The organism is Streptomyces sp. NPDC055632 (genome assembly GCF_053618675.1).
Genome location: NZ_JBSHHY010000002.1, coordinates 15,614 through 37,580 on the forward strand (window position 1 = coordinate 15,614; position 21,967 = coordinate 37,580).

Below are 21,967 nucleotides of genomic sequence, written 5' to 3' on the forward strand. Positions count from 1 at the left end.
CGAATGGGCCGACCCACGCGCTACCGATGGAAGCGCTCCCCCGTCGGCCGGACGAGAGCGCACGGCCGGGCGCACGGCCACACGGCCGGAGCACGGAACGCCCCGACGGGCGTCCGCACCGATTGGTCACACAACAATCTCGCCATACGGAACACCGCCCCTTAACGGTAGGGATGCGGCGAACTACGCTGTGCTTACGAATGCCGCACGCCTATGCCCGGCGTCGTGGCGGCCGTCTGTGCTGTCGAGGGGTGGCGTCATGTCCAGGGAGCAACGCGGGCCGAACGAAAAGCTCGGCACGGTTCTCGCCCTCGCGGGAATCAGCAACGCCGGGCTCGCCCGGCGCGTCAACGACCTCGGTGCGCAGCGGGGGCTGACGCTCCGCTACGACAAGACCTCGGTCGCCCGCTGGGTGTCCAAGGGCATGGTGCCGCAGGGCGCCGCCCCGCACCTGATCGCGGCCGCGATCGGGCAGAAGCTCGGCCGTCCCGTGCCGCTGCACGAGATCGGGCTCGCCGACGCCGACCCGGCGCCCGAGGTGGGGCTCGCCTTCCCGCGCGACGTGGGCGAGGCGGTCCGCTCGGCCACCGACCTGTACCGGCTCGACCTCGCCGGGCGGCGGGCCGGCGGAGGCGGCATCTGGCAGTCGCTCGCCGGGTCGTTCGCGGTGAGCGCGTACGCCACGCCCGCGTCCCGCTGGCTGATAACCCCGGCCGACCCGTCGGTGGAGCGGGAGCTCCCGCGCCCGGCGGGCGGCCCCCCGACGGCACCCGCGCCGGAGCACGCGCGCGTGGGCCACAGCGACGTCGCCAAACTCCGCGAGGCGGCCGAGGACGCGCGCCGCTGGGACTCCAAGTACGGCGGCGGGGACTGGCGGTCGTCCATGGTCCCCGAGTGCTTACGCGTGGACGCGGCCCCGCTGCTGCTCGGCTCGTACTCGGACGAGGTCGGCCGGGCCCTGTTCGGCGCGACCGCCGAACTCACCCGGCTCGCCGGCTGGATGGCCTTCGACACCGGGCAGCAGGAGGCCGCCCAGCGCTACTACATCCAGGCCCTGCGGCTCGCCCGGGCCGCCGCCGACGTGCCCCTCGGCGGGTACGTCCTGGCGTCCATGTCCCTCCAGGCCACCTACCGGGGCTTCGCCGACGAGGGCGTGGACCTCGCCCAGGCCGCCCTGGAGCGCAACCGGGGGCTCGCCACCGCCCGCACCATGTCCTTCTTCCGGCTCGTCGAGGCACGCGCGCACGCGAAGGCCGGGGACGGGGCCGCCGCCGCGGCCGCGCTCAAGTCCGCCGAGGGCTGGCTGGAGCGGTCCCGGGCGGGCGACTCCGACCCGACCTGGCTGGGCTTCTACTCGTACGACCGGTTCTGCGCGGACGCCGCCGAGTGCTACCGCGACCTGCGGATGCCGCGCGAGGTGCGGCGCTTCACCGAGCAGGCGCTGTCCCGGCCGACGGAGGAGTTCGTCCGCTCGCACGGGCTGCGGCTCGTCGTGTCCGCCGTCGCCGAACTGGAGTCCGGCAACCTGGACGCGGCCTGCGCGGCCGGTACGCGCGCGGTGGAGGTGGCCGGGCGGATCTCGTCGGCGCGGACGACGGAGTACGTGCGGGACCTGCTGCACCGGCTCGAACCGTACGGGGACGAGCCGCGCGTCATCGAGCTGCGGGAGCGGGCCCGGCCGCTGCTCGTCACCCCGGCGTGAGGCCCGCCCCGGACGGCCCCCGGCCCCGCATGAACACCCGCCTCCGGGTGAACCGCGTCTCATGAGGCCGCGCGAGGTTTCACGGCGTTGTCAGTGGGCCAGTGCAGTATCGGGGGTGGGAGGTGGGGCCGGTGTTCGACTGTGACGTGCTGGTGATCGGCGGCGGGATCGTCGGTCTGTCGACGGCGTACGCGCTGACGCGCGCCGCCCCCGGCACCCGGGTCACGGTCCTGGAGAAGGAGCACGCCCTCGCGCGCCACCAGACCGGGCGCAACAGCGGGGTGATCCACAGCGGCATCTACTACCGGCCGGGGTCCCTCAAGGCGCGGTTCGCGGTCGAGGGTGCGGCCGAGATGGTCAAGTTCTGCGCGGAGTGGGGCATTCCGTACGAGGTGACGGGGAAGCTCGTCGTCGCCACCGCGCGCGAGGAGCTGCCCCGGCTGCACGCGCTCGTGCAGCGCGGCCGGGAGAACGGCATCCCGGTGCGGGAGCTGGGCCCGGCGCAGATCAGCGAGTACGAGCCGCGGGTGCGGGGGCTCGCCGCGATCCACGTCGGCACGACCGGGATCTGCGACTACGGGGCGGTGGCGGAGCGGCTCGCCGAGGCGTCCGGGGCGCGGATCCTGTACGGCGCGGAGGCGGCCGTGATCGACCGGCGGCCCTGGGGGGTCGCCGTGCGGACGGCCGACGGACGGGTGGTCCGAGCGCGGGTCCTGGTGAACTGCGCCGGGCTGTACTGCGACCGGGTCGCGCGGCTCGCGGGCGACGACCCGGGGATGCGGATCGTCCCCTTCCGGGGGGAGTACTACGAGCTGGCGGACCCGTCGCTGGTGCGGGGCCTGGTCTATCCGGTGCCGGACCCGGCGTTCCCGTTCCTCGGGGTGCACCTGACGCGGGGCATCGACGGCGGGGTCCACATCGGGCCGAACGCGGTGCCGGCCCTCGCCCGCGAGGGGTACGGCTGGTCGGTCGTCCGCCCGCGCGAACTGGGCGCCACCCTGGCCTGGCCCGGCGCGTGGGCCATCGCCCGGGAGCACTGGCGGTACGGGGCGGGCGAGCTGCACCGCTCGCTGTCGAAGCGGGCCTTCACGGAGGCGGTGCGGCGGCTCCTGCCGGTGGTGGAGGAGTCCGACCTGCGCCGGGCCGCGCCGGGGGTGCGGGCGCAGGCGGTGCTGCGGGACGGGACGCTCGTCGACGACTTCCTGATCCGCGAGGCGGCGCGCACGGTCCACGTCCTGAACGCGCCCTCGCCCGCGGCGACGGCGTCGCTGCCGATCGGGCGGGAGGTGGCGGGGCGGGCGCTGGCGCTCCTGTAGCCGCCGGACGCGTCGTACGTACCCGGACGCGTCCGTCCGTACGTACGGCAGCCGGGGCTTCGTACGTACGGCAGCCGGTGGTCCGTACGTACGGCAGCCGGTGGTCCGTACACGCCGGTGACCGTGCGAGGCCGTGGTCCGCCCGTGCACGTCCACGCGCACGCGTGCGACCCGCGCGTGCCCGCCCCCACCCGTAGAATCGTGCGCATTGTGTCTGAGCAGCCTGAGAACAGCCCGCGTCCCGTCGCCGACCCCGCCCCCCAGCCCGTCGCGCGGCGGGGCAGTCGGATGTTCGCTCCCGGAGAGGGGCCCCTGCCCGATCCCGCCGGCTCGCACCACGAGCGGCGGATCCGGAGCTTCCAGCCGCGCCGCAGCCGGGTGACCGCCGGGCAGGCCGAGGCGATGCTGAAGCGGTGGCCCGACTGGGGCCTCGACATCGACGGCAAGCGGGTCCTGGACCTGGAGGAGATGTTCGACGGGCTCCCGGTCGTCCTGGAGATCGGCTTCGGAATGGGCGAGGCGACCGCGCAGATGGCGGCCGCCGACCCCGGCACCGGCATCCTCGCCGTGGACGTGCACACCCCCGGCCAGGGCAACCTGCTCGGGCTCGCCGACCGGAACGGCCTCACCAACGTCCGCGTGGCCAACGGCGACGCGATCATCCTGCTCCGCGAGATGCTGGCCGGCGACTCCCTCGACGGCTGCCGGGTGTACTTCCCGGACCCGTGGCCCAAGGCCCGCCACCACAAGCGGCGGCTGATCCAGCCCGAGTTCCTCGCCCTCCTCGCGACCCGCCTCAAGCCCGGTGCCGTGCTCCACTGCGCCACCGACTGGGAGGAGTACGCCGAGCAGATGCTGGAGGTGCTCACCGCGCACCCGGACTTCGAGAACACGCAGTCCGACGGCGGCTACGCGCCCCGCCCCGGCTTCCGGCCCCTCACCCGCTTCGAGGGCCAGGGGCTCGACAAGGGGCACGTCGTGCACGACCTCCTCTTCCGGAGGAAGTGAGAGGAACGCGGGCGGCTCGTAAGTGCGTCGCCCCTGTCCGTGCCGGTCGTTAGGGTCGCTCACGTGTCGAACCCCGCACCCGCCGCAGCCGGACCCGGGCACGGACCCGGGTCCGAAGCCGTTCCCGTCCCCCACCGGGACACCGAAGAACCGGCCTTCCCCGCCGCCGCCGACCGGTCCCAATGGCGCTACCGGCCGCGCCGGGCCTTCTGGCGCAGCCGGCTGGTCCGGGCGATATGCCTGGTCACCGTGCTCGCGATCTGCGCCCTGGTCATCCTGGCGATGGTCCGCGAGCAGACGGGCACGCAGGGCTTCCTCGTCGGCCTGGCCCTCGCCGTGCTCCCCGTACCGCTGCTCATGGCGGCGTTCCGCTGGCTCGACCGGGTCGATCCGGGGCCGTGGAAGAACCTGCTCTTCGCCTTCGCGTGGGGCGCCTTCGCCGCCGCGCTCGTCGCGATCCTGGCGAACTCCTTCGCGGTCCGCTGGATCGCCACGGCCACCGCCGACCCGGACTCCGCCGACCACCTCGGCGCCACCGTGATCGCCCCGGTGGTGGAGGAGAGCGCCAAGGCCGCCGCGATCCTGCTGCTCTTCCTCTTCCGCCGCCGGCACTTCGGCGGGCTCGTCGACGGGGTGGTGTTCGCCGGCTTCACCGCGACCGGCTTCGCCTTCACCGAGAACATCCTCTACCTCGGCAACGCCTTCGGCGAGGACCAGGAGGTAGGCGCCACCGGCATCGGCATGGTGACCGCCGGGGCCTTCTTCGTACGGGTCGTGATGTCGCCGTTCGCGCACCCGCTGTTCACCGTGCTCACCGGCCTCGGCTTCGGCTTCGCCGCGCTCGCCCCGCGCGGGAAGCGGCTGCGGAAGGTGCTGCTTCCGCTCGCCGGACTGCTGCTCGCCATGGGCATGCACGCCGCCTGGAACGGCTCGGCCACCTTCGGCGGCCCCTGGGCCTTCTACGCGGTGTACGGGGCGCTCATGATGCCCGCCTTCGGCCTGCTGACCTGGCTCGCGGTGTGGAGCCGGCAGCGGGAGCTGCGCACGGTCTCCGGCGAGCTCCCGGCGTACGCGGCGGCCGGCTGGCTCTCCCCCGACGAGCCGCTCGCGCTCTCCTCCATGCGGGCCCGCGAACTCGCCCGCTCCTACGCCGCCCGGACGTACGGCAAGCGGGGCGCGCGGACCGTCGGCGAGTACGAGACCTTCGCGACGACCCTGGCGTTCCTGCGGGACCGGGCCCGGCGCGGCACCGCCGGGCCCGACTTCGCGGCCCGCGAGCAGGAACTCCTTCACCACCTGTGGCAGCGCAGGGCGGTCGCCTCGCCCGCGCTGACGTACGCGGCCCGGGCGACGGGCCGGGCGTGGACGCCGCCGCAGTACCTGGACTACGGCGGCTACAACCCGTACCGCGGTTAGGGCTTCTTCCGGGGGAGCGGGCCCAGGCTCGCGGTCAGCCCTGGATCGCCGACGCCTCGGTCAGGAGCTTCAGCTCCTCCTCCGTGAGCTCCAGGTCGGCGGAGGCGACCAGGGCCGGGAGCTGCTCGACCGTACGGGCCGAGGCGATCGGCGCGACGACCGTCGGCCGGGAGGCGAGCCAGGCGAGGGCGACGGTGGCGGGCTCGGCGCCGTGCGCCCCGGCGACCGCGTCGAGCGCGGAGAGCACGGCCCGGCCCCGCTCGGTGTCGAGGTGCTTGCCGGCCCCGGCGGCGCGGGCGCTGTCGACGGCGGTGCCGGGGCGGTACTTGCCGGTGAGGAAGCCGGAGGCGAGGCCGTAGTACGGGACGGCGGCGAGCCCCGCCCGCTCGGCGGTCTCCAGGAGCGGGCCCTCGTAGGTGTCGCGGGAGACCAGGTTGTAGTGCGGCTGGAGGGCCACGTAGCGGGCGAGGCCCTCGGCCTCGGCGAAGTCGAGGGAGGCCCTGAGCCGCTCCGGGGAGATGTTGGAGGCGGCGACGGCCCGTACCTTGCCCTCCCGCACCAACTGGTCGAGGGCGGTGACGATCTCCTCGACGGGGACGGACTCGTCGTCGAAGTGGGTGTAGTACAGGTCGATGCGGTCGGTGCCGAGGCGGCGCAGGGACTCCTCGGCGGCGGCCTTGATCGTGGGGGCGGAGAGCCCCTTGAACCGGGGGTGGGCGCCGGCCTTGGTGGCGACGACGACGTCGTCGCGGTTGCCCCGGGAGGCGAGCCAGCGGCCGATGACGGTCTCGGACTCGCCGCCCTCGTTGCCCTCGGCCCAGGCCGAGTAGACGTCGGCGGAGTCGACGAAGTTGCCGCCGGCGGCGGTGTAGGCGTCGAGGACGGCGAAGGACTGCGCCTCGTCGGCGGTCCAGCCGAAGACGTTGCCGCCGAGGGCGAGCGGGAAGACGTGCAGGTCGGACGTGCCCAGCGTACGGAGAGAGGTCATGGGGTGATCAACGGTCTCCGCCGCCGGGCCTATTCCGCATGGTTCCCGCGCGGTTTCCGCGCGGGTCCCGGAAGGGCCACGGGAAGGCCCCGGGGAGGTCAGACCGTCAGGCCCTTGGAGCGCAGCCACGCCGCCGGGTCGACGCCGTCGCCGCCGCCGGGGTGGATCTCCAGGTGGAGGTGGGCGCCGGAGACGTTGCCGGTGGCGCCGACGCGGCCGATCGTCTCGCCGGTGCCGACGGTCTGGCCGGCGCTGACCGTCATGGAGGAGAGGTGGCAGTACCAGACCTCGGTGCCGTCCTCCAGCTCCAGGACGATCCGGTAGCCGTAGGAGCCGGACCAGCCCGCCGACTTGACCGTGGCGCCGTGGACCGCCTTGAGCGGGGTGCCGGTGGGGGCCGCGAAGTCGAGGCCGGTGTGGTAGCCGGAGGACCACATCGAGCCGGACTGCATGTAGGTGGCGGTGAGGGAGTACGAGGAGAGGGGCATCGAGTAGCTGGCGGCGAGCTTGGCGAGGCGCTCGGCCTCGGCCTTCGCCCTGGCTTCCGCCTCCGCCTTGGCCTTGGCCTCCGCCTCGGCCTTCGCCTTGGCCTCGGCGGCCGCCTTCTCCGCCGCGTCGGCCTTGGCCCGCGCCTCGGACGCGGCCTTCTCCGCCGCGGCCTTCTCGGCGGCGGCCTTCTCGGCGGCGTCGGCGGAGGCCTGCTGCTGCTCGGCCTGCTGGAGGATGCGGGCGCGCAGGGCCTCGCCCGCGTCGGCGGCGCCCGGGGCGTCCGCCGTCGACAGGCTCGCCCGCGTGACCTGCCCGGTCCGCGCGGCCCGCTCGTCGGCCTCGGTGGTGTACGCGGCGGAGGTCAGCGGGTTCGGGTTGGCGCGGTCCGTGGGGACCGTCTCCCGCTCCTCCGCGCCGGGCAGGAGCGCGCCGACGCCGGGGAGGTCGTGGGCGTCGGGCAGGTTGAGGTCGGGAAGGTCCGGGAGCGATATCGCCACCGGCGGCTTCTCCTGCGCGGTGGCGAGGCCGCCCGCGCCGACGGCCGCGATGACGCCGACGCCGAGGACGGTGGAGGAACGGGCGAAGTTGGAGCGCTGCTTGACGACCCGGTGCCGGCCGCCGGAGCGGTTCTGGGCGCGGAGGGAGTCCTCGGTGGGGTTCCACTCGGTGTTCGGAGCGGAGGGAGCCGCACCGCCGCCGAAGGCATCGAAGGGGGCTTCGGGGGCAGGGGTGTTGGACGCCACGGAGGCGCGCTCCTTTCCTTCCTTCTCGCCTACCGGGTTAGCTGACGGGTTCGGAGCAGGAAGGTCTCCTACGGGCCCGGTCGCACGAGTGCGAAGGGCTCGATTCACCCCAAATGGTGGTTCCCCGGTTCCCTTTCGGGATTCGGCGCGTGCGCACGGTGCCGTCTCTTACGACGGCTGGGACGACCGCGCTGCGTTATCGAACGTTAATAGACAGGGGGTCCCGATTCCAAGCTGTCCCCCGTGATCGTTCATTCGATCGGTAGGTATTTGCCCCGGTTGATCCCTCTTCAGCAAGGCAGGTCTCCCGAACGGCAAAACCTCCGCAATCTGACGGTGCATCAATTGTTATCGCAGGGAGACCTCTCGACTACCCCTGGTGACGGGCCGCCGGGGGCCTGCCCGGCGGGTCAGTGCCGGGGGCCGCCCGGCGGCACCACCGGCATCGTCCGGCGCCGCTCCGGCTGCCCCGCCGTAGGGCGGTTCAGCGCGAGCAGCGCCATGTCGTCCGTCGCCCCGCCGCCCGTGTGGAGCCGTACGTCGTCCACGAGCGCGTCGAGCATCTCCTCGGGCCCGGGGAAGATCCGTCCGGCCAGCCGCTCCGCCGGGTCGTAGAAGACGCCCTGCGCGTTCCGCGCCTCCGAGAGGCCGTCGGTGTAGAAGAGCAGCGTCGTGCCCGGCGGGTACGGCCGCGCCTCGGCCCGGTCCGGCCACGACGCGAGGTCCCCCATGCCGAGGGGCAGCGCCGGCCGGCTCGGGTCGACCGGCTCGACCCGCCCGTCCCCGTGCAGCATCAGCGGGGAAGGATGCCCGCGGTTGACGACCCGTACGAAACCGTCGAAGGTGCCGCTGCCGTCGGAGCGCGGGATCTCGGCCAGGACGGCGGTGGTGAACCCCTCGACGGCGTCGAGGCTGTCCCGGCGGGTGCCCTCCCGGTCCAGCGCCCGTTCGAGCCGCTGCGCCACGCCCTCCAGGGTCCGTTCCTGCTCGGCCGCCTCCCGGAAGGCCCCGATGACGACGGCGACGGCCTCGACCGCGTCCATGCCCTTGCCCCGCACGTCCCCGACCACGAGCCGCACCCCGTGCGGGGTGTCCTGCACGGCGAACAGGTCGCCGCCGATGAACGCGTCTGCCTGCGCCGCCTCGTAACGGGCCGCGCACCGCAGCCCGCCGATCCGCTCGGCGGGCGTCGGCAGCACCGCCTTCTGCGCGGTCTCCGCGATGACCCGCGCCGAGGCGAGCCGTTCGCCGCTGCGGCGCACCACCCGGTTGATGAGGAGGGCGAGCACGGAGACCGTGAACACGGTCAGGGTCTCGGCGACGGCCGGGGCACGGGTGACGTCGTCGCTGAAGAGGTAGAGGCCGACCGAGGAGAGGACGGCGGCGATGCCGGTGAGGAGGGTGACGAGCAGGGAGAAGAAGGGCGCGGCGACCAGCGGGGCGGCGGCGAGCATCGGGGAGGCGGTGTACGGGGCGGGCGTCGCCACGTCGAAGAGGATGCCGCCCACGATGATCAGCGGCGGCAGCGCACGGATGAACCGCCGGGCGCCCCGGTACCCGGGACGGCCCTCACCGCCCCGCCGCCCGCCTCCCGCCGCTCCTAGGGGGTGCCCCACCTGTTCTCTCCTGCCCGGTCCGCCCGGCCGCGGCCCCGCACCGCTCCCCTCCAGGGTGGCCGCCGCCCCGGCGGACGGCGACTCCGCACGGCCGACCGGCGTACGGCGGGCCGGGACGCGGACCGGGACGCGGACCGGGGGGCGGACCGGGGGGCGGGCCCGGGTGCGTGTCTGGGTGCGGTCCTGGGCACGGGCCGGGCGCGAAAGCCACCGGGGCCGCCGGGGCTTCCGGGGCCGCCGGGGCTTCCGTGGCCGCCGTGGCCGCCGTGGCCGCCGGGAAGCCCCTCCGGTCACATGTTCCGCTCGGCGTAGACCGCCATCGCGTCCCGGACGAGGACCGCGGTGCCCTCGCCGTACTTGTCGTAGTTCTTGGTGAAGCGGGGGTCGTCGACGTACATCCGGCCGAGGCCGATCACGTACTCCTTGGTCGGCGTCGTCGTGGTCGACAGCCACGCGATCTGGCGCCGCGCGATGGCCTGCACCTCGTCGCTGTCGGCGGCCAGGCCGTCCCGCGCCGCCTTCCCGAAGTCGCGGGCGATGCCGGCCTGCTCCTCGACGAAGGCCCGTCTCTGCTCCTCGTCCAGCGAGCGCCACCACCGGTCGCCCTGCTCGTACGCCTCGCGGCCCCAGCGGTGGGTGACCTCCTCCTCGTACCGCGTGTGGTCGAAGCCGTCGAACATCTCGTCCGCCATGAGTTCCTCTCCGTTCTCGGTCTTGTGGAGGGTGGTCCGCACCGACGCGATCCGGCGTCCGATGCGCTCGCGCTCCTGCTCCAGGAGGGCGAGGTGGGTGCGCAGGGCGGCGGACGTGTCCCGCTGGCCCGCGAGGACCTCGGCGATGGCGGGCAGCGAGAGCCCCAGCTCGCGCAGCAGCAGGATCCGCTGCAAGCGCACGAGCGCCGCCTCGTCGTAGTACCGGTAACCGTTCGCGCCGATCCGGCTCGGCTCCAGCAGTCCGCGCTCCCCGTAGTGCCGGAGGGTGCGGCTGGTGGTGCCTGCCTTCTTGGCGATCTCCTGGATCGACCACTCCATGCCGAGAACGCTAGATCTTGACGTTGCGTCAAGGTCAACCGGAAGCGCCGCGCGTTCGGGCGGAGAACGACGAAGGCCCGGATCCAAGAGGATCCGGGCCTTCGTGCTACTGAGTAGCGGGGACAGGATTTGAACCTGCGACCTCTGGGTTATGAGCCCAGCGAGCTACCGAGCTGCTCCACCCCGCGTCGGTAAACATGACTCTACGGCATGACCGGGGCAATCCCGAAATCGGTTTCCGTCAGCAGCCGCAGTCGTCGGTGCCGACCGGGGCCGTCAGGGGGTCCGCGGCCTTCTCCGCGGGCCCCTCCCAGGTCTCGTACGCGAAGCCCTCCCGCACCCAGTACTCGAAGCCGCCGAGCATCTCCTTGACCTGGAAGCCCCGCTCCGCGAGGGCGAGCGCGGCGCGGGTGGCGCCGTTGCAGCCGGGGCCCCAGCAGTACGTGACGACCGGCACGGACCGGTCGAGCAGCTCCTCGGCCCGCTCGGGAACGAGCGCGGTCGGCAGGTGGACGGCCCCGGGCACGTGCCCCTGGTCCCAGGCGGCCGTGGACCGCGTGTCGACCAGGACGAAGCCGGGGTCGGCACCCCCGGCCACGGAGGCGGCGAGGACCGAGGCCACGTCGGAGACGTCGGCGTGGAAGGCGAGGCTCGCGGAGAAGTACGCGGCAGCGGCGGCGGGAGAGGCCGGCGGGGTGCGAAGTACCGGGTTGACCTGCGGTGTCGTCGTCATGGTGATCAAATTAGGTCCGCAGGGCGCCACGCTGAAGTGGGGAACCACGGTGCTCGTGGCCTTCGGCCGGGGATTCCCGGGCGTTCGGCACGGGAGGCCGGGGATCTCACCCACCGGGCCCCTGACCCGCTTCTTCTCGTCATGGGAGCGGGGTCCGATCCGTCATGGAGGCATGACGGTACGCGAGGGGGGAGACCGACCGTTGAACACGGACAGGAACGCGGGCACGGGCGTGGGCGCGGACGTGGAGAGGGAGGGTGACGGAGGCGTGAACGTGGACGCGCACGGCGACGAGGAACTCCTGGCCCGGCGCTTCGACGCCGACCGGGGACACCTGCGGGCGGTGGCGTACCGGATGCTGGGCTCGCTGAGCGAGGCCGAGGACGCCGTCCAGGAGGCCTGGCTCAAGCTCAGCCGCGCCGACATCGGCGGGGTGCGGAACCTCAGCGCCTGGCTGACCACGGTCGTCGGCCGCGTCTGCCTGGACATGCTGCGCTCGCGCGGCTCGCGTCGCGAGTCCCCGCTGGAGTACTACGTCCCCGACCCCGTGGTCCGGGTCGGGGAAGCCGCCGGCGCCGCCGAGGCCGCCGACCCGGAGCGCGCGGCCGAACTCGGCGAGTCCGTCGGCCTCGCCCTCCTCGTCGTCCTGGAGGCCCTGTCGCCGGCCGAACGGCTCGCGTTCGTGCTGCACGACATGTTCGCCGTCTCCTTCGACGAGATCGCGGAGGTCGTGGACCGCAGCCCGGCCGCGACCCGCCAGCTCGCCAGCCGCGCCCGCCGCCGGGTCCGGGACGCCTCCCCGGGCCCCGCCCCGGACGCGCGCCGGCGGCGGGAGGTCGCCGACGCCTTCCTCACCGCCGCGAACGGCGGCGACTTCGAGGGCCTGCTCGCGGTCCTCGACCCGGACGTGGTGCTGCGCGCGGACGGCGGCCGGCTCGCGCCCGCGGTCTCCAAGCTGGTCCGGGGCGCCGAGACCGTCGTCGCACAGGCCCTCGCGTACTCCAGGTTCCGGAAGGCGACGCTGTGGGTCGTGGCCAACGGCGATCCCGCGGTCCTCTCCGTCGTCGACGGGCGCCCGACCGCGCTCATGGTGTTCACGGTCGCCGGGGACCGGATCGTCGAGCTGCACATCCTGGCGGACCCGGAACGCCTCGCGACGCTCGGCCTCACGGAGGAGGAACTGGCACGGGCGGGCTACTGACCCTCCCGGCCGCCCGTGTACTCGTCCGGCCCCCGGTATCTCCCGACCGCCCTGCGCTGCTCGTCCTCCCGGTGCCTCCAGGCTCCCGGGACCTTCCGGCAGGCTCCCCGGCGGCTCCCGGCCTCCGGGACCTCCGGGACCTCCCGGCCGGCTCCCCGGTGCCTCCCGGTCCCCGGCCTCGTCCCCGGCCTCGTCCCCCCGGTCGCTATCCCCGCCGGCGGGCGAGGGAGGCGCCGACCGTCAGGGAGACGGCGGCGCTGGCGACGCCGAGGACGGCGCCCGCGGCGACGTCGCCCGGATAGTGCACGCCGGTGTGGACCCGGGAGTACCCCACCGTCGACGCCAGGATCCCGAGGGGCACGGCGGCGGCGGGCAGCACCACTCCCACGGCCGTGGCGAAGGCGACCGCCGACGCGGTGTGCCCCGAGGGGAACGAGGCCGAGTCGGGCATGGGGACGTGCCGGCCCGCCACCACCCGGGCCGCCTCCCGGTCCGGCCTCGGTCTGCGGACGAGCCGCTTGCCCAGCAGGTTCGCCGTGGCCGAGGCCACCGCGATCGCCCCGACCCCGGCCAGCGCGGCCCGGCGCGGACGGCCCGGGAAGAGGCCGAGCACGGCCGCGACGGAGAGGGAGATCTTGGAGTGGTCGGCCGTCCTGGAGAGCCGGCGGAGGGCCGTGTCCAGGGTGGGCGTGGGCGTGGCGGCCACCGCGGCGTACACGGCGCCGTCGACGGCGCGGAGATCGTGCAGGACCGCCTCGGCGGTCATGGTGGGCGTGTCGTGGGTCATGCGCCGCTCCTCTGAGGTCGGTGGTGCGGGTGGGTGTGGAAGGCGAGTTCGGTGATGCGCCGCCAGTCGAGGGGCGGTCGCGGGGGCACGGTGCCCGGCCGGTCGCGGGGCACGAGCACCCGCAGGGCGCGCGGGCGGAGGGTGCAGACGACCGGGGTGGGCAGGGTCAGGGCCTCGCCGTCGACGGCGACGGAGATGGGGCCGTCTCCGCTGTCGCAGGTGACCTCGACCCTACGGGCCGTCAGGACGTTCAGGGCGGCCGCCTGGGTCCCCCGTACCGCCAGCTCGGCGGCCTGCATCGCCCCCTCCACCCGGACACCGATCACGCCGAGCTCGCCCCCGTCGAGACGGGGTCTTCGGGCGGGGTCGGCACTGAGCGGATCGGGCGTGGCGTACGGGTTGTTGCTGACCAGGAGCGCCTGCTGAGCGTCGACCAGGGTGCCGTCGACGACCGCGTCGACGCGGTCGCCCTCGCCGCCCTGGAGCAGGTCGGGCAGGGCGTCGAGGGCGGTGCCGGCCTTCGCGTCGCGGTACTCGGGGTGCTGGACCACGTCCGCGTACACCCCGAAGGAGACGGTGTTGACGAAGGCGCGGCCGGAGACCGTACCGAGGTCGACGCGGAGCTCCTCGCCGTCGGTCAGGGCGTTCAGGCAGGTCGACGGGTCGGCGCGGTCGAGGCCGAGGTCCAGGGCGAAGTGGTTGCGGGTGCCGGCCGAGATGACGAGGAACGGCAGGTCGTGCTCGACGGCCACGGCGGCGACCAGCGCCTGCGTGCCGTCGCCGCCGGCCACGCCGAGCAGGTCGGCGCCCTCGGCCACGGCCCGCTCGGCGAGTTCGGTGACGTCGGTGTCGGCGGACGGGTCGAGAAGGATCACCCGGGCGCCCAGCCTCTCGGCCCGCTCGACGAGCCCGAACTGCTCGACCTTTCCGCCGCCGGACTTCGGGTTCATGATCAGGACGGGCTTCCGGGGCCGGACCGCGGGCTCGCCCCGCATCGCCCCGGCCCCCTCCTGCTCCGGTCGGCGCAGGGCGGACCGGGCGCAGAACAGCGCCACGCCCCAGAGCGCGAGGGCCACGAGGGCGTTGAGCCAGACGCCCCCGACGATGTACAGGGTGAGGACGGCGGCGGGCGCGGCGACCGCGAGCAGTGCGCCGAGCGCCCTCAGCGGCCCCCGGTGGGCGAGGAACCACCAGATGCCCACGGCCGACAGGGCGAGCCCCACGAGCCCGCTCACCAGGATCAGGGCCCCGCCGCCGCCCAGCGCCGTCAGCATCACCAGGACCGCGGCCACCGCCACGAACAGCGCACAGCGCGCCAGCCGTCGGGCCGCTTTCGTCGGACCACCGGTTCCGCTCGCCGTCACCGTCCCCACCTCCACGTTCCGTCTCCACCCTTCCCCACGCCTCCGCGCCACGCGCCCCGGACGAAGCCGTTCGGCGCAAGGCCCTCCGGGAGCGACGTCCGCAGACGACCGCCGGACCGCCTTCCCTCCCGTGCCCCGCGGCTTTCCTACCCCACGACGGAGAAGGAACCCGAAAAGCCCGGGGAATCAGGGAAGACACAGGGGTACCCGGAGGGCATGGGAGCCCCGGGCCCCCAGAGAACCCGGAACTCCCAGAGAATCCGGAACTCCCGAAGAACAGGAACCCGACCACAGGAGCCCGGGCGCCCCGGGTACACCGGGTGCACCGGGCACCCCGGGCACGCCCGGCGCCCCCAGGAAGAGGAAGCCCCCATGCGCATCGTGATCAGCGAGTTCATCAGCCTCGACGGCGTCGTCCAGGCACCGGGTGGCCCGGAGGAGGACACCGACGGCGGTTTCGCCCACGGCGGCTGGTCGCACCCCTTCTTCGACCCGGAGGTGGTGGGCGGCGCGTTCGCCGAGGCCACGGAGCGGGCGGACGCGCTGCTCTTCGGCCGCCGCACCTGGCGGACGATGGCGGCCGCCTGGCCGGAGCGGGCCGGCGACCCCTTCGCCGACCGGTTGAACGCGCTTCCGAAGTACGTCGTCTCGGACACCCTCGGCGAGGCCGACCTCGGCTGGCACAACACCCGGCTCGTCCACGGCGACAAGGCCGTGGACCGCCTCCGCGAACTCCACGAGGCCCCCGGCGGCGACCTCCTCGTCCTGGGCAGCCCCACCCTCGTCCGTACGCTCCTGGCCGAGGACCTGGCCGACGAACTCCGCCTGGTCGTCATGCCGGTGCTCCTCGGCGGCGGAAAGTCGATCTTCCCCACGGACGGCGTCCTGCGCACCCTCGAACCGGTCTCCACCACCACCAGCCCCCACGGCGCGAACGTCTGCGTCTACCGCCGCCCGGAGACCCGTGCCCCGGAGACCCGTCGTCCGGAGACCCACTGACCGGAGGCCCCACCGACCGGAGGCCCAGTGGCCGAAGACCCACTCGCCCGGAGACCCGGGAACGCCGAAGCGCCCCGCCGGTCGGAACCGGACGGGGCGCTTCTCGGCGGGCCGGGGGGACCCCTCCCCGCCTTCGGTAGGCCGTGTGGGACTCGAACCCACAACCAACGGATAAAAGTCCTGGTCAGGGCCGAGTGGATGGTGTCGACCGATGTCGCTCCGTCCGGAACGGCCTGGTCGGACGGGTTGTCCGGTGCCGCGCGATCCGAGCGAAACCGGGCTGTGCCGGAGCGTCCGCTCACGCATCGCTCACGCACGGCCGGTACGACGCTCCACAGTCGACTTCGGTCTTATGAGGTCATCACCAGAGGGATCCAGCGTGCGGAGAGCTCAACCATTGAGCTGACCAACCTGGTGCGGTCGGTGCAACCAGTCCACGAAGGCCCGGAGGTCGTGACAGGTGGCCTGTGTATCTCGGTTGGCGGTGTGGTCGTCGCCCTGCAACCCCTCTGGTGTGCCCCCTGACGGGCGGGCGCGGACGGAAACTCCTGCCCTCCTATGACGATGGGGAACACTGCACCTGCCACTCACCTGCTCACACAAGTGGCGCATCTGCGACAAAATTGATACATCCGTTCAACCATTTCTAGCCAACCTGTCACCACCTTGAACGTTTCCCTGACAACCCAAACACCATATGTAAAAATCTGAGGGTTTCAGGGAAAAATACTTCCTCAAGCATGGGCTCGCGACTAGACCGCGAAAGGGCACCTTAAATCCGGGGAAGTGCAGTGAACTTCAGGGGGAAATTCATGCCCGAAATCATTGTCGCACTAATTGCCGCAGCCGCCACAATCAGCGCAGCGGCGATTGGAGTCGTCGGCGTTCGCAGGAGCCGCTCTCGCGCCATCGAAGCAAACTCCACCGATTCACTTCCGGCCGCAGGAAGCTCAGACGCGCCTAACCAAGGAGGAAAGGGAGAATCCCATCAAGCGCCGGATTCCCCTTCGGATGGATTGACGATAAACGCAAATAATGCTCGCCAAGTAATTGGCCGCAACGACGGGAATGTAACCCAGGTCAATCATTACGGAAGTAAGCGCAAGCGGTGAAATCTCCGAGACTTGACACAGGCGCGCTTCTTTCAGTCGCGCAGACAGTCCTTGGATTACTACTCGCGTTAGCCATAGGGGCTGTGGGTGTCAACGCCATCAGCGAAGCATTTCCGGAAGTTTGGCCAGCCGTCGGCTGGTTCGCCTCTCAGGCCGTAAGGCTTTCTTCGGACGACCACGTCGGAGTCTTCGTTCGCGAACGAATCCTCCTCTTCGCATTGATAGGCGTGGCTTTCGTTTTGTGGGTCACGCATAAATGGCCAACCCTCCTCAAGACAGTCGCCCAGTCCTTTAACCCCTTCGCTCGCCTCGGGGTAGCAGCGATCTCGGCCGTAGCTGCAGTCCTAGTGGCACTCATCCTGGCCGGCCCTTTGGGGCAATCAAAGTCAGGAGGAGAGTGCGTCTCCAGTTTTCAGCTTAGCTTCAAAGGTGAACCTTCACTGGAAAGCAACACTAGCTGCGGGAAGGTAAATCATGGCGAGAATTCCAGCCATTGACCAATACATCCACGAGAACAATGGAAACGTATTCCAGACAATCATCAATAACGACAAAGTAGACAAGGAGCTGAAGCGCCAAGTCCGACAGCTTGCCGTCACTTCCCCTCAGATGCTTTCAAAAATGAACGAGATGATTAAGAGCCATGGCGACGTAAAGCAGGCCGTTGCCCTAGTACGCGATGCGTCTGATATTCTCTCAGGAAAGGAGGCCTCTTCCGTGCTTTTCACTGACGCAGGCGACGATCCCATGTTTCCCGGTAAAGGCGAACGAGAGCTCCGCAAAGCAGTAGCGGGGCCGTTTTTGCTTATTACCGCGATTGCTATTTTCATCCTTTTTTTGTAGCGATCGTCAAGGTTCGCAACCATAACTCCTATGCCTAAGCTCCAAAATTCGGCCGGTCCGACACCGCTCTCCGGTGAGCCTGATGAGACGGCTGAATCAAGGGTCTGTGGCTCGCTGGATGGTCGCGCTTGCTCCAGCCGTGCGTCCCGCTGGTCACCGGCCCCTGTTGTTGTCTAATAGCTTCGGCCCCGGCATATTCGACTCGTACGAACACGTCGGCATCTGGGACCTGTTCGATGTCCACGCCGTGGCCAAGCTGGTAGGGCTGGCTAAACCGACCCGGAGATCTACCGAGTCACCCTCGATCTCATTGGCGTCCCGGCCGAACAGTGCGTCTTCACGGACGATCACTCGGTAGACCTGCCGCCGCCCGCCAGGCTGGGTCATTACCGCCATCTATGCCACGAACGAGGATGCGACCGTAGACAAGCTCGAAGCGCTCCCCAGCGTAACGGCGGCATTCGCTTTATGAGCTCAACTGCGTTCTGATCAAGAGCTGTCAGATCAGCTCATGGGGAGCGCTCCGATCGCGTCAGCTTCCTTCCCTATGAAGGAACGCTGGCAAGCCAGATGGCGACGCCGCCGTGATGCGAGCAGGTACCTCGTCGGTGCGCGGAGTAGCTGTACGTACCGTCGTTGCATTGGGCGGTGGCGCCTGCAGGGGCCTGCGGCGAGTCATCCGGGGCCGCGGAAGAGCCGGAGTCGTTCTCCGGTGAGGATGTGCCGCCTGTTGATGAACTGGAACCGCTACCGGACGAGTCGTCGCTGGAGGTGTCTCCGGTGTCGGTACCGGTGGGGGAACTCGCCTCGTCGGAGCCGTCCCAGATGCCAGGGTCCTCTGCGCCGGAAGTAGTGGAGGAGTCATCCGTGACGGGTTCCTCGCTGCTGCCGATCCCTGTGGGGTCGTCGCAGGTCTCGCCCTCACTGGACTTGACGGTGTCGAACGTCAGCGTGGCGTCGGCGCTTATGGTCGTGCCGGCCGCAGGCGCCTGAGCGCAGACCGTCCAGTTGCGGTCCAGAAGCTGCTGGCGGCCCAGGCCGCTCGCGTCTGTCGAGTCCAGGTGATAGATGCCGCCGGCCTGCGCCGAGTCCTGCGCTGTCTGGAGGTCCATGCCGACGAAGTCGCCGACCTCGAGGGTCGTCGCCTTGTCGTCGTACGCGGATGACGAGGTCGAAGAAGAAGCGGACGACGAGTCGTTGTCGTCATTGATCAGGGCACTGCATCCGCCAACCACAAGAAGCGCGGCCAGCATGATGCCGCAGCCTATTCGGGTGTTCTTCTTGTCCTCCGCCGTCGGCTGAGGTCTCTGGTTCTGGGCCACCTGCGGGTTCCCCCTTGCTAGGAATCGCGCGTTCCCCCGCGCGCATCGCCCTGCTCCGGCCGTGAGCCGACACCCCTGTACAGCGGGGAGCAGGAGCTGTCAGGGCGACGACTTTAGCCACGTATGGCCGCCTAGGTGACCGTTCAATGAAATTAAGGGGAATGGAGAGTGGCCCTGCCGCTGCCACCTCCGTCTGTTCCAGGAACACGTGCCGGTGGCCGAGCCCTCGTACGGCTCGGCCACCGACGTGATGCGGTCGGGTTGTCAGGCCGCAGCCGCCTCCCGTCCCCTGCGCGTCCGCCGGTGGAAGATCTCGTCGAAGGTGGCGCGGGCGCCCGTGGGGTCGATGTAGTGCATGGCCAGGAGGGCGGCGATGACGGCGCCGACGAGGTCGTTCTGGACCTCGGGCCAGGCGTGGGCGTCGCCGCAGGTGGTGAGGCCCTTCAGGCCGTGGAGGGCGTGCATGGCCTCGCCGGCCTCCTCGGCGACCTTGCCGACCTGGAGGCTCTTGAGTTCCTCGTCGGGCAGGTGGGCGCCGGCCGCTCGGCAGACGGCGGAGAGCTTCTCGATGTCGTCCCACAGGGTGTCCACGGCGGACCTCCGGTCGATGGTCGATAGGGCGGTTACTGCTGGGCGGGGCGTCCGAGCTGGCGTACGGTCCATCCGGCCATGCGCCAGGCGTCGGCGTCGATGAGGTTGCGGAGGTCGACGAGGACCGGGTCCGCGACCAGGGGGGCGAGGGCCTTGGGGTCGGCCTCGCGGAAGTGGGGCCACTCGGTGGCCAGGACGATCAGCTCGGCGTCCCGGACGGAGTCGTCGAGGGTGTCGGCGTAGTCGAGTTCGGGGTTGCGGCGCAGCGCGGTGTGCACGGCGTGGGGGTCGTGGACGGTGACGGTGGCGCCGCGCTGGTGCATCAGGGCGGCCACCGCCAGGGCGGGCGATTCGCGGACGTCGTCGGTGCCGGCCTTGAAGGAGGCGCCCCAGACGGTGACGCGGACGCCGTCGACCGGCCGTCCGAGGGTCTGCTCGATGAGCTTCAGGGCGGCGGTGGGGCGGGACTCGTTGACCTCTTCGGCGGCCCGCAGGAGGGTCGCGGCCTCGGTGGCGCCGAGGGTGCGGGCGGAGGCGGTGAAGGCGCGGACGTCCTTGGGGAGGCAGCCGCCGCCGTAGCCGGGGCCGGCGTTCAGGCCGCCGCGGCCGATGCGCGGGTCGAGGCCGATGGCCTCGGTGAGCTGCTGGACGTCGGCTCCGGCCGCGGCGCACATGTCGGCGACGCCGTTGATGAAGGAGATCTTCATGCCGAGGTAGGCGTTGGCGGCGCCCTTGATGAGTTCGGCGGTGGCGGGGGCGGTGACGAACAGCGGGATGCCGTTCGCCAGGAGCGGGGCGTAGACCTCGCGTACGGCATCCTCCGCACGGGGCGAAGGGACGCCGACGACGATCCGGTCGGGCCGCAGGGTGTCGTCGATGGCGTGGCCCTCGCGCAGGAACTCGGGGTTCCAGACGACCTCCACCTCCTCGCCGGCCGGGGAGAGCCGGGCCAGGAGGGCGGCCAGGTCGCGGGTGGTGCCGACGGTGACCGTCGACTTGCCGATGATGACGGTCGGGCGGGTCAGGTGCGGGGCGAGGGCGCGGGCGGCGCCGAAGACCTGGCCGGTGTCGTAGCTCCGTCCGTCGGCGTCGATCGGGGTGCCCACGGCGAGGAAGTGGACGTCGGCGAACTCGGCGGCCTCGGCCAGGCTTGTGGTGAAGCGCAACCGCCCAGAGGCGGTGTGGGCGGCGAGGAGTTCAGGCAGCCCCTCCTCGTAGATGGGGCTCTCACCGGCGTTGAGACGGTCGATCCTCGCCTGGTCCAGGTCCACGCCGATGACCTCGTGGCCGATCTCGGCCATGGCAGCGGCGTGCGGGATGCCCAGGTGGCCGCAGCCGATGACGGATACGCGCATGGGGCCGACGCTCCTTTCCCTGTTCTCGCCCGCCCGGGGAGTCCGGGCCGGCCGGGTGCGTCACGCTAGCGCCCGCACCCGGCGCGACCCTCTTCGTGCAGGTGAATCAACCGGTCTGCTGCTTCAGGAGGTTGACGAGCGCGGGCAGCGCCTCGGCGGCGGTCGCCCGGCACACCAGGTCACCGTCCCGCGGCCCTTCCAGCGGGTACGGCAGGAACGCGCCGTCGTGCCAGAACCCCTCCGGGTCCAGGTAGACGACCTGCATGCCGCGCTCGCGGGCACGGGCCTGGACCCTGCGCCGGTCGGCGTGCAGGCCGACCACCAGGAGGGCCTTGGCGCCGTCGACCCACTCCACGTCGGGCACGGCCTGGTCGTAGCGGCGCATGAAGCACTCGTCGAGTCCGGCGCGGGCGGCCAGGACGTCGAAGTTGTTGGTGATGACCGGCCCGACGAGGTGACCGGCGTCCTTCAGTTCCCTCAGCGCCCACAGGGCCGGGGTCGGCTCGGCCAGGAAGCAGGCGCGGAACATCTCCACGAACTCCGCCGTCTTCTCCTCCGGCTCGGTCAGCACCTCGTGCAGCAGGGTGTCCGCGGTCGGGGAGAGGGTGAAGCGGTGCTCGCGCGGCTCGTGGCCCTGCCGGTCGGTGACCCGGTAGATCTCGTGGAGCCGGTGCAGGGGCGGGATGCCGGCCTCGACCGACGTGCCGCAGCCGATCTCCACCTGGAACGGCCGCAGGTCCGCGAGCACGGACAGGTCCGGTATCCGCGTGGCCGTCCCCGGCCGGTCCTTGACCCGGATCCCGGTGGACAGCACGTTCCAGGGGAGCTGCCGCACCGAGGGCGGGGGCGCGTACGCGGCGGAGGTGATCCGTACGTCGAGCGTCCGGTAGCCGCCCGGGAGCGCGCGTCCGGCGGCGGCGTCCTGCGGGTGGACGTCGTGCTCGGTGATCCGGCACCGCAGGTCCCGCCGCGTCCAGAAGGCACCGCCCGGCGCCGTCTTCCAGCCGCCGACGGCGAGCGAGGCCCGCAGGGCGTCGTGGTGGGTGGCGATCTCCCCGGCCGGTGCGGACGCGGAGTGGTAGAGGTACAGGTCGGTCAGGCCGATCGCCGGGGCGGCGGTCGTCGGCACCAGACCGTACCGGTACCGGTAGTGGATGATCCGCCGCCGGGCGTCCCCGGAGTCCGCCCAGCCGGACTGGCCGGCGGTGGCCTTCTCCTGGGTACGGCGCCAGATGCCCTCCTCGACGTAGCGGGGGCGGTCGGCGTCGCCGAAGTACGTCTTCCAGATCTGCTGCTGATCGGGGTCGAGCTGGTCGACGACGATGTACGGGATGTCCACGAACCCTCCCTG

At 71.8% G+C, this 21,967-nt stretch carries 18 protein-coding genes, 1 tRNA gene and 1 riboswitch; of the genes, 7 read left to right on the forward strand and 12 right to left on the reverse strand.

Annotation, left to right across the window (positions count from 1 at the left end; all coding sequences use genetic code 11):
- The first annotated feature begins 259 nt into the window (after positions 1-259).
- The 4 genes from ACWGSR_RS02575 to ACWGSR_RS02590 all read left to right on the forward strand — a co-directional run bounded on the left by ACWGSR_RS02575 (position 260) and on the right by ACWGSR_RS02590 (position 5,442).
- On the forward strand, positions 260-1,702 hold the full coding sequence (locus tag ACWGSR_RS02575) for an MFS transporter (RefSeq protein ID WP_376231070.1): 1,443 nt from the start codon (positions 260-262) through the stop codon (positions 1,700-1,702).
- A gap of 131 nt (positions 1,703-1,833) precedes the next feature.
- Complete coding sequence (lhgO, locus tag ACWGSR_RS02580; protein ID WP_125666988.1) at positions 1,834-3,018, forward strand: L-2-hydroxyglutarate oxidase; 1,185 nt, start codon at positions 1,834-1,836, stop codon at positions 3,016-3,018.
- A gap of 210 nt (positions 3,019-3,228) precedes the next feature.
- Entirely contained in the window at positions 3,229-4,026 is a 798-nt protein-coding gene (trmB, locus tag ACWGSR_RS02585) for a tRNA (guanosine(46)-N7)-methyltransferase TrmB (RefSeq protein ID WP_376231069.1), read from the forward strand.
- A 63-nt stretch (positions 4,027-4,089) separates the two neighbouring features.
- On the forward strand, positions 4,090-5,442 hold the full coding sequence (locus ACWGSR_RS02590; RefSeq protein WP_453563117.1) for a PrsW family intramembrane metalloprotease: 1,353 nt from the start codon (positions 4,090-4,092) through the stop codon (positions 5,440-5,442).
- Between the two features lie 34 nt (positions 5,443-5,476).
- Here ACWGSR_RS02590 and ACWGSR_RS02595 read toward each other — a convergent pair whose 3' ends face one another.
- The 6 genes from ACWGSR_RS02595 to ACWGSR_RS02620 all read right to left on the reverse strand — a co-directional run bounded on the left by ACWGSR_RS02595 (position 5,477) and on the right by ACWGSR_RS02620 (position 11,042).
- Positions 5,477-6,430 carry an aldo/keto reductase gene (locus ACWGSR_RS02595; protein ID WP_376231067.1) on the reverse strand — a complete coding sequence of 318 codons (954 nt, stop codon included), beginning with the start codon at positions 6,428-6,430 and terminating at the stop codon, positions 5,477-5,479.
- Between the two features lie 98 nt (positions 6,431-6,528).
- Positions 6,529-7,662: a M23 family metallopeptidase gene (locus ACWGSR_RS02600; RefSeq protein WP_376231066.1), complete on the reverse strand. Its 1,134-nt coding sequence runs from the start codon at positions 7,660-7,662 to the stop codon at positions 6,529-6,531.
- Positions 7,663-7,673: 11 nt separating this feature from the next.
- Positions 7,674-7,820, reverse strand: a riboswitch (cyclic di-AMP (ydaO/yuaA leader).
- Positions 7,821-8,072: 252 nt separating this feature from the next.
- A complete protein-coding gene (locus tag ACWGSR_RS02605) occupies positions 8,073-9,278 on the reverse strand; it encodes a PP2C family protein-serine/threonine phosphatase (protein WP_376231065.1) in 1,206 nt (401 codons plus the stop codon).
- A 290-nt stretch (positions 9,279-9,568) separates the two neighbouring features.
- A complete protein-coding gene (locus ACWGSR_RS02610) occupies positions 9,569-10,309 on the reverse strand; it encodes a MerR family transcriptional regulator (RefSeq protein WP_453563119.1) in 741 nt (246 codons plus the stop codon).
- Positions 10,310-10,423: 114 nt separating this feature from the next.
- A tRNA-Met gene (locus ACWGSR_RS02615) sits at positions 10,424-10,497 on the reverse strand.
- Positions 10,498-10,550: 53 nt separating this feature from the next.
- A complete protein-coding gene (locus ACWGSR_RS02620) occupies positions 10,551-11,042 on the reverse strand; it encodes a rhodanese-like domain-containing protein (RefSeq protein WP_453563120.1) in 492 nt (163 codons plus the stop codon).
- Between the two features lie 244 nt (positions 11,043-11,286).
- Here ACWGSR_RS02620 and sigJ point away from each other — a divergent pair, with 244 nt between their 5' ends.
- Positions 11,287-12,243, forward strand: coding sequence for an RNA polymerase sigma factor SigJ (gene sigJ, locus ACWGSR_RS02625; RefSeq protein WP_453563630.1), 957 nt, complete (start codon positions 11,287-11,289; stop codon positions 12,241-12,243).
- 205 nt (positions 12,244-12,448) lie between these two features.
- On the opposite strand, the gene ACWGSR_RS02630 is transcribed toward sigJ, so the two are convergent.
- Both ACWGSR_RS02630 and ACWGSR_RS02635 read right to left on the reverse strand, forming a co-directional pair.
- A complete protein-coding gene (locus tag ACWGSR_RS02630) occupies positions 12,449-13,030 on the reverse strand; it encodes a phosphatase PAP2 family protein (RefSeq protein WP_366373054.1) in 582 nt (193 codons plus the stop codon).
- Positions 13,027-14,394, reverse strand: a complete 1,368-nt coding sequence (locus tag ACWGSR_RS02635) for a diacylglycerol/lipid kinase family protein (protein WP_453563122.1) — start codon at positions 14,392-14,394, stop codon at positions 13,027-13,029. The genes ACWGSR_RS02630 and ACWGSR_RS02635 overlap by 4 nt, the downstream gene beginning before the upstream one ends.
- Before the next feature lie 372 nt (positions 14,395-14,766).
- Between ACWGSR_RS02635 and ACWGSR_RS02640 the strand changes: the two genes are divergently transcribed.
- Positions 14,767-15,393 carry a dihydrofolate reductase family protein gene (locus tag ACWGSR_RS02640; protein WP_453563124.1) on the forward strand — a complete coding sequence of 209 codons (627 nt, stop codon included), beginning with the start codon at positions 14,767-14,769 and terminating at the stop codon, positions 15,391-15,393.
- Between the two features lie 1,586 nt (positions 15,394-16,979).
- Positions 16,980-17,348, forward strand: a complete 369-nt coding sequence (locus ACWGSR_RS02645; protein WP_453563125.1) for a hypothetical protein — start codon at positions 16,980-16,982, stop codon at positions 17,346-17,348.
- Positions 17,349-17,893: 545 nt separating this feature from the next.
- On the opposite strand, the gene ACWGSR_RS02650 is transcribed toward ACWGSR_RS02645, so the two are convergent.
- The 4 genes from ACWGSR_RS02650 to ACWGSR_RS02665 form a co-directional block, all read right to left on the reverse strand.
- Complete coding sequence (locus ACWGSR_RS02650) at positions 17,894-18,670, reverse strand: DUF3761 domain-containing protein (RefSeq protein ID WP_453563127.1); 777 nt, start codon at positions 18,668-18,670, stop codon at positions 17,894-17,896.
- A 264-nt stretch (positions 18,671-18,934) separates the two neighbouring features.
- Entirely contained in the window at positions 18,935-19,261 is a 327-nt protein-coding gene (locus ACWGSR_RS02655) for a MazG-like family protein (RefSeq protein WP_453563128.1), read from the reverse strand.
- Positions 19,262-19,293: 32 nt separating this feature from the next.
- Positions 19,294-20,616: a UDP-glucose dehydrogenase family protein gene (locus tag ACWGSR_RS02660; RefSeq protein WP_453563130.1), complete on the reverse strand. Its 1,323-nt coding sequence runs from the start codon at positions 20,614-20,616 to the stop codon at positions 19,294-19,296.
- Positions 20,617-20,722: 106 nt separating this feature from the next.
- A complete protein-coding gene (locus ACWGSR_RS02665; RefSeq protein ID WP_453563131.1) occupies positions 20,723-21,955 on the reverse strand; it encodes a hypothetical protein in 1,233 nt (410 codons plus the stop codon).
- Positions 21,956-21,967: the final 12 nt, after the last annotated feature.

Bases quoted from the DNA above. Each gene is read 5' to 3' on its own strand.
- ACWGSR_RS02645 (WP_453563125.1), top strand. From the start codon at position 16,980: ATGGCGAGAATTCCAGCCATTGACCAATACATCCACGAGAACAATGGA.
- ACWGSR_RS02630 (WP_366373054.1), bottom strand. From the start codon at position 13,030: ATGACCCACGACACGCCCACCATGACCGCCGAGGCGGTCCTGCACGAT.
- ACWGSR_RS02610 (WP_453563119.1), bottom strand. From the start codon at position 10,309: ATGGAGTGGTCGATCCAGGAGATCGCCAAGAAGGCAGGCACCACCAGC.
- ACWGSR_RS02640 (WP_453563124.1), top strand. From the start codon at position 14,767: ATGCGCATCGTGATCAGCGAGTTCATCAGCCTCGACGGCGTCGTCCAG.
- ACWGSR_RS02620 (WP_453563120.1), bottom strand. From the start codon at position 11,042: ATGACGACGACACCGCAGGTCAACCCGGTACTTCGCACCCCGCCGGCC.
- ACWGSR_RS02575 (WP_376231070.1), top strand. From the start codon at position 260: ATGTCCAGGGAGCAACGCGGGCCGAACGAAAAGCTCGGCACGGTTCTC.
- ACWGSR_RS02595 (WP_376231067.1), bottom strand. From the start codon at position 6,430: ATGACCTCTCTCCGTACGCTGGGCACGTCCGACCTGCACGTCTTCCCG.
- ACWGSR_RS02660 (WP_453563130.1), bottom strand. From the start codon at position 20,616: ATGCGCGTATCCGTCATCGGCTGCGGCCACCTGGGCATCCCGCACGCC.